Origin of the sequence: Pontibacter vulgaris, from assembly GCF_022758145.1 — a bacterium.
GTDB classification, from domain to species: Bacteria; Bacteroidota; Bacteroidia; order Cytophagales; family Hymenobacteraceae; genus Pontibacter; species Pontibacter vulgaris.
In genome coordinates this window covers 1-1,075 of the sequence record NZ_JAJVDH010000021.1, presented here as the reverse complement: position 1 = coordinate 1,075, position 1,075 = coordinate 1, and the positions used below count along the sequence as shown (strand labels likewise).

1 protein-coding gene is annotated in these 1,075 nt (G+C 51.9%); it reads right to left on the bottom strand.

From position 1 onward, the window contains the following. Nucleotides 1-870 (bottom strand): TolC family protein, encoded by an 870-nt coding sequence (locus LWP20_RS18075; protein WP_242929583.1) that lies wholly within the window; start codon nucleotides 868-870, stop codon nucleotides 1-3. Between the last annotated feature and the right edge of the window lie 205 nt (nucleotides 871-1,075).

Sequence of the window (1,075 nt, the reverse complement as noted above, 5' to 3'; positions counted from 1 at the left end):
TTAGTTGATTTCCCGTTGGTATTCGTACTCAGCCTGCAGGTTGAATACCTGCCCCAGCTTATCGATGCGTTCTATTTCTTTCATCAGCAGCATGTTCCAGGCATCCAGCAGCACAAAGAAGCTTCCGGTGTTCTGCCGGTAAGCCAGCAGATTACTTTCCAGGTTGTTGCGGTAGGCCGGCAGAATGCTCGTGTCGTAGTTCCGCAACTGGCGGCTTTCGTAAACAAGCATGGTGATCCGCTCCCGGATCATTTGGTTGGCCATCAGTTGCATGGTAGCTTTTTCATCTTCCATGGCCTGTATCTCGAACTCCATCGAACGTACTTCAGACTTATACATCCGGGATGACCAAGGGACAATAGGGACTGTGACCATGCCCATTATGGAAAATGTGTTTGGCATTTCCTTCATCTGGCTGTGATTGAACTGAATACCAAAGTCGGGCCTAGCACCGGTAGCCATCAAACGCTGATTGCTGCGCATGGACTGGATACGACTCTCAACTGCCAGAATATCGCTACGCTTCAGGAAAGACGAATCGGCCAATAACGCATAATCGCTATGGTAATCGGCTGGCTGTAAGACAGAATCGATTAGAAAAGGGGTGCTTACCTCCCGGCTCATCAGCGTGTTAAGGCCTATGCTGCTCTCGGCCACCTGCGACCGTAGCATGGTCTCCATATTGTTCAGTTCGCTCAATAGGGCCTCTGCCTTGAACACCGTGGGCAGGTCGGCCTGATTATAGACGTACCTGTCCTTTGCTGTTGTGATCAGCATCCTCAGCAGGTCGCTGTACTCGCTTATCACCTCCATTTTCTTTTCGGCCGTGTAGCGGCGGTAGTAGTAAACACGCGCCGTGTAGTGCAGCACGTTTTTCGCCCACATTTCTTCTTGCCGTAAAACATTCTCCTGCGAGAGGATGTAGCTTTTCCGGGCATTGAGCTTAGCTGGGTTGGGGATCATCTGCTGCACTGACACCATGTAGCCCGCCAGGTTAACCGGCATGGACTCCACCATCTCCTTCCGGTACGGGAACTGGTCCAGGGCCAGCGAAACAGTGGGCGGCATCCAGCTT